Origin of the sequence: Novipirellula sp. (genome assembly GCF_041583735.1) — a bacterium.
In the GTDB taxonomy this organism is placed as follows: domain Bacteria; phylum Planctomycetota; class Planctomycetia; order Pirellulales; family Pirellulaceae; genus Novipirellula.
This window is the reverse complement of sequence record NZ_JBFHFD010000646.1, coordinates 1-4,931: the sequence shown is the minus strand read 5'-3', so window position 1 is coordinate 4,931 and position 4,931 is coordinate 1. Positions and strand designations below refer to the sequence as shown.

General features: G+C 55.2%; 3 protein-coding genes and 1 pseudogene. All 4 read left to right on the top strand.

Features of this window, described 5'->3' with window-relative positions:
* A pseudogene (locus ABX962_RS30145) lies at positions 1-239 on the top strand (manganese ABC transporter ATP-binding protein); the annotation flags it as partial.
* Positions 236-1,702 carry an iron chelate uptake ABC transporter family permease subunit gene (locus ABX962_RS30140; RefSeq protein ID WP_372725100.1) on the top strand — a complete coding sequence of 489 codons (1,467 nt, stop codon included), beginning with the start codon at positions 236-238 and terminating at the stop codon, positions 1,700-1,702. The pseudogene ABX962_RS30145 and the gene ABX962_RS30140, both read left to right, overlap by 4 nt.
* Complete coding sequence (locus ABX962_RS30135) at positions 1,699-3,021, top strand: metal ABC transporter permease (RefSeq protein ID WP_372725098.1); 1,323 nt, start codon at positions 1,699-1,701, stop codon at positions 3,019-3,021. Before ABX962_RS30140 ends, ABX962_RS30135 begins: the two co-directional genes overlap by 4 nt.
* Positions 3,022-3,290: 269 nt before the next feature.
* Complete coding sequence (locus ABX962_RS30130; protein WP_372725096.1) at positions 3,291-4,805, top strand: sulfatase; 1,515 nt, start codon at positions 3,291-3,293, stop codon at positions 4,803-4,805.
* The last annotated feature ends 126 nt before the right edge of the window (positions 4,806-4,931 follow it).

Below are 4,931 nucleotides of genomic sequence, written 5' to 3'. Positions count from 1 at the left end.
TTGTCGAGATCCTGCGTGAACTAAAATCACGCGGCAAGACGGCGGTCGTGATCCACCATGACTTACAAACCGTGCCCGACTACTTTGATTACGTGGTGCTGTTGAACATGCGGGTCGTCGCCCACGGTGCAGTCGAAGAGACCTTTACCCCTGAAAACCTGAACAAGACCTACGGGGGACGATTGACGTTATTGGACGAAGTCAGCGAAGCGATGCGACGCCGGGAGCGATCGCTGTGAATCGGATCGTCTTGTTCTTGCTGCTCGCTTGCATCTCCGCATTTGCGGCCCCGACACAAACGTCTGCTCAATCGATCACCGACCGACGTATCGAATGGCCTAGTGGCGAGCAGTGGCGGCGAGTTGTGCTGCTGGAGGACTACAACACTCGCGTCGTGATCTTCGGCGTCGCGGTGCTAGGAGTGGCTTCCGGTTTGGTAGGCAGTTTCACGCTACTGCGAAAGCGTGCGCTGCTGGGCGATGCCCTCGCGCACGCCAGTTTGCCGGGGATCGCCGTGGCGTTTATCATCGCCAACGTGATGGGGATGGATGGCAAAACCTTGCCGATCTTGCTATTCGGCGCAACCGTCTCTGGTTTGCTTGGCGTCGGATTAGTCGTGGTGATCCAGCGTCAGACTCGATTAAAGGAAGATGCCGGATTAGGGATCGCACTGAGTGTCTTTTTCGGCGCTGGGATGGCATTACTAGGTGTTGTTCAGCAAATGGACAAGGGAAGTGCCGCAGGGCTGGAGAGCTTTATCTATGGCAAGACCGCTTCGATGAACGCCTACGACGCGAGACTAATCGCCGCTGCCTCGTCTTTCGCGACCCTCGGATGCTTACTGCTATTCAAGGAGCTCAAACTTCTCTGCTTTGACGAGAATTTTGCCGGATCTCGGGGCATGCCAGTCGTGTTGTTGGACATGACGTTGATGGCACTGGTGGTGCTCGTCACGATCGTGGGACTGCAAGCGGTAGGATTGATTCTAATGGTCGCTCTGATGGTGATTCCTGCGGCGGCGGGTCGTTTTTGGAGCGAAAAAATGTGGGCGGTCGCTGGGTTGGCGGCGTTACTCGGGGGAATTGGCGGAATCGTCGGTGCGGCAACCAGTGCATTATTCCCTCGATTGCCCTCGGGTGCCATGATCGTGTTGACCTGTACCATGTTGTTTTTGTTCAGCATGACGTTCGGGACGGCTCGAGGCGTGTTGGTGCGTTTCCTGCGGCGACAACGCCTGAACCGCCGTGTGCGAAAACAGCATTTACTGAGAGGCATCTACGAATTGCTGGAGTCCAAACCGGCGATGGACCAAGCCAAACGCAATATGGCCGTGCCGATCAAGGAACTGCTGTCGATTCGCAGTTGGTCCAGCGCCCAACTGCGACGCACGATTGCTCAAGCCGAAAGCGATCAATACCTGGTGCAACGCGATGGCACCGTCCGCTTAACCCAAGCGGGTTACGCTGAAGCCGCTCGTTTGACGCGGCAACACCGATTGTGGGAACTGTATCTGATCACATATGCAGAAGTGGCGCCGGGCCGAGTCGATCGTGATGCCGACGATATCGAACATGTCCTCGAGCCTGAACTTGTCGATGAACTGGAGGCATTGCTTGATCAAGAGCCTTTGCAGATTCCCGTCCCTGCAAGTCCGCACGCCACGATCAGCGAACCGTCCGATTCGCGGAGGTTGCGCCGATGATATGGGACTGGCAACTTGATGGCTGGACCGTGGCGGCAGGGATGTTGTGCGCAGTCGCATCGGCGCTGCTGGGAAATTTCTTGGTACTGCGTCGACTCAGCATGCTGGGGGATGCGGTTTCGCATGCCATTTTGCCAGGTTTGGCAGTCGCGTTTTTCATCAGCAACAGCCGCAGCAGTTTGCCGATGTTCTTGGGCGCGGTGATCGTCGGTATTTTGACCGCATTGTTTACCGAATGGATTCGCGGGGTCGGCAAGGTAGATGAAGGGGCGTCGATGGGCGTCGTTTTCACGTCGCTGTTTGCGCTAGGGTTGGTCATGATTGTCCAGGCGGCGGATCGCGTTGATTTAGACGCTGGCTGTGTGCTATATGGTGCAATCGAATCGACGCATCTGGACTGCGTTGAACTTTTGGGCTTCGATATTCCGCGAGCAGTGGCAGTACTGCTTGTCGTGACGATCGTGAACCTCTTGTTCGTTGTCATCTTTTTCAAAGAATTAAAACTCACCGCGTTCGATCCGTCGCTGGCGACATCGATGGGATTTTCGGCTACCGTGATGCACTACGCCTTGATGGTATTGGTGGCGGTGACAGCGGTGGCGAGCTTTGAAAGTGTCGGCAACATCTTGGTCGTCGCGATGTTTATCGTCCCCCCCGCGACTGCGAACTTATTAACCGATCGGCTGGGCCGCATGATCGTGCTGTCAAGCATCATCGCGGCGGTCGGTGCGGCCAGCGGACATGTCGCCGCCGTGGTCGTTCCCACTTGGTTTGGCTATGACAGCACGACCACCGCAAGCATGATGGCGGTGATGGTCGGTGTGTTTTTCGTAATCGCGTTACTGTTTGCGCCTCGCCAAGGATTGATTGTCCGCTGGGTCCGCAACCGCGCGTTGTCATTGCAAATATTGTGCGATGACATTGTCGCCTATCTGTATCGGCAGCAAGAGCGATCCCAAACCGTGGACACCGAGCCCTCAACAAACGAACGTGAACTGGCTGACGAATTATTCGCCAAACGCTGGCAGCTTCGCATGGCTCTGCTGACGCTGTGGCGGCGCAACGAGTTGGCTCTTGACGACAACGGCTACTGCTTGACCGACGACGGCCGGCAACACGCTCGCGAGCTGATCCGTTCGCATCGTTTGTGGGAACAGTACTTGGTTTCGGAAGTCAGCTTGGATGCGACCCGAATTCACGACAAGGCCGAGCGGCTCGAACACTTTACCGACCGCCAATTGCGTGACCAATTGTGCGACGCCACGGAATCGCCTTCGCGAGACCCGCACGGCAGCGAAATCCCGAGCGAACAAGAGTAAGAGCCAAAGACTCGGCAAGGTCCCTGTTTTTGCCTGCGCCACGAAGTATCGGTAGTGGATGAGGCAACGAATCCCATGCGGCTTGACTCGGCAAGGTACTCGTGAGTTCGTGCAGTAAGGTAGAATTGCGACGGGACTCGTGGCCTCGTCCACTACCGGAATCTTTTAGTTGTGACGCAAAACGCATGATTCCCACGCTAGAATTCATAGCACTATCTGCGACTCATGCCCCGCTTCCCCCTTCCCAACAAAATCCAACGAGAGACATCATGCGGATCCCCACCCTTGTGATTCCCCATGCGGCAATGCGAACGTTTGTCATCGGCACTGCGTTGTTGATGGCGATCGTCGATGTTGCCTCCAGCGCGGCAGCCGACGCTTCGGCAAATCGCCCCAACATCGTTTTCATCATTGCGGATGACTGTACGTTTCGCGACATCGGCTGTTACGGAGGCCAGGCCCACACGCCCAACATCGACCAATTGGCCCAGTCGGGGATGAAGTTCAACCGCTGTTTCCAGGCGGCACCGATGTGTTCACCGACGCGGCACAACTTGTATACCGGGCTCTATCCAGTGAAGTCGGGTGCGTACCCAAACCACACGTTCGCGGAGGATGGGACGCAGAGCATCGTTCACTACTTGAAACCGCTGGGGTACCGAGTCGCACTTTCGGGCAAAACCCACATCGGCCCCCAAGAGGTATTTCCGTTTGAATACATCGGAAAAAAGAATCCGGATATGAATCAGATTGACAAACTGCTTTCGGAGTGCCGTGATTCGGAAACGCCATTTTGTCTTTTCGCCTGTTCCAACGAGCCTCATTCGCCTTGGAACATGGGGGACGCGTCGCAATACCCGCCCGCCAAAATCAAACTGCCGCCCTACATCGTCGACACCCCGCAAGTGCGTGAAGATTTCAGCGACTACCTCGCCGAAGTCACCTATTTTGATGACCAAGTCGGCCAAATTTTGCAGCTACTCGATAAACATCAATTCAGCGATAATACGTTGGTGATGGTGGTGTCGGAACAAGGCAACTCGTTTCCCTTTGCAAAGTGGACGTGCTACAGCAACGGGCTGCAATCGGCAATGATCGTACGCTGGCCGGGCAAGGTCCATCCGGGCACGGTCACCGATGCGATGGTCGAATATGTCGACGTGACGCCGACCTTCATCGCCGCAGCCGGAGCGGCCTCGCAACCATCCTTGGACGGCAAGAGTTTTTTGCCTGTATTGACGGGTGAAACGGACCAGCACAAATCATTTAGCTACGGCATCATGACGACGCGAGGCATCATCAATGGCAGCGACGCCTATGCCATCCGCACCGTGCGCGGGCAACAGTACCGATTGATTTGGAATTTGAATCACGAAACCAAGTTCACCAACGCGTGTACTCAGACCCGCTACTTTCAATCGATGGTCGATGTGGCCAAAGAGGGCGACAGCAACGCAAAAGATCTGGTCAATCGCTACTACTTTCGTCCAGAACTGGAGCTATACGACTGCAATGCCGATCCATTGGAAATGACCAACTTGGCTGAAAACCCCGAGTACGTCAGCGTCATTAAAGAACTAAAGAGCAACCTTGAGCAGTGGATGGCGTCGCAGGGAGACGAAGGAATCGAAACCGAATACGACGCGATCTTGCACCAACATGCCTACAAGGGCATGACGCGTGAACAGGCTCGCAAGGCATGGGACACGAAGAAATCAAAGAAAGGGAAGCAGCAAGGCGGTAATGGTAAGAAACGCAACGCCAACAAGTCCACAGGGGAGTAGGCGTTTAGTCCTCAAACAAGCAACTCCTAATCTTAATCCTACTCTTGATCTTAATCCCGACTGCGCAAGCCCCGCTGGACCGCAGGTAATGAGAGAAGATTAGGATTGAGAGTACGATTAAGATTA

Bases quoted from the DNA above. Each gene is read 5' to 3' on its own strand.
- ABX962_RS30135 (WP_372725098.1), top strand. From the start codon at position 1,699: ATGATATGGGACTGGCAACTTGATGGCTGGACCGTGGCGGCAGGGATG.
- ABX962_RS30130 (WP_372725096.1), top strand. From the start codon at position 3,291: ATGCGGATCCCCACCCTTGTGATTCCCCATGCGGCAATGCGAACGTTT.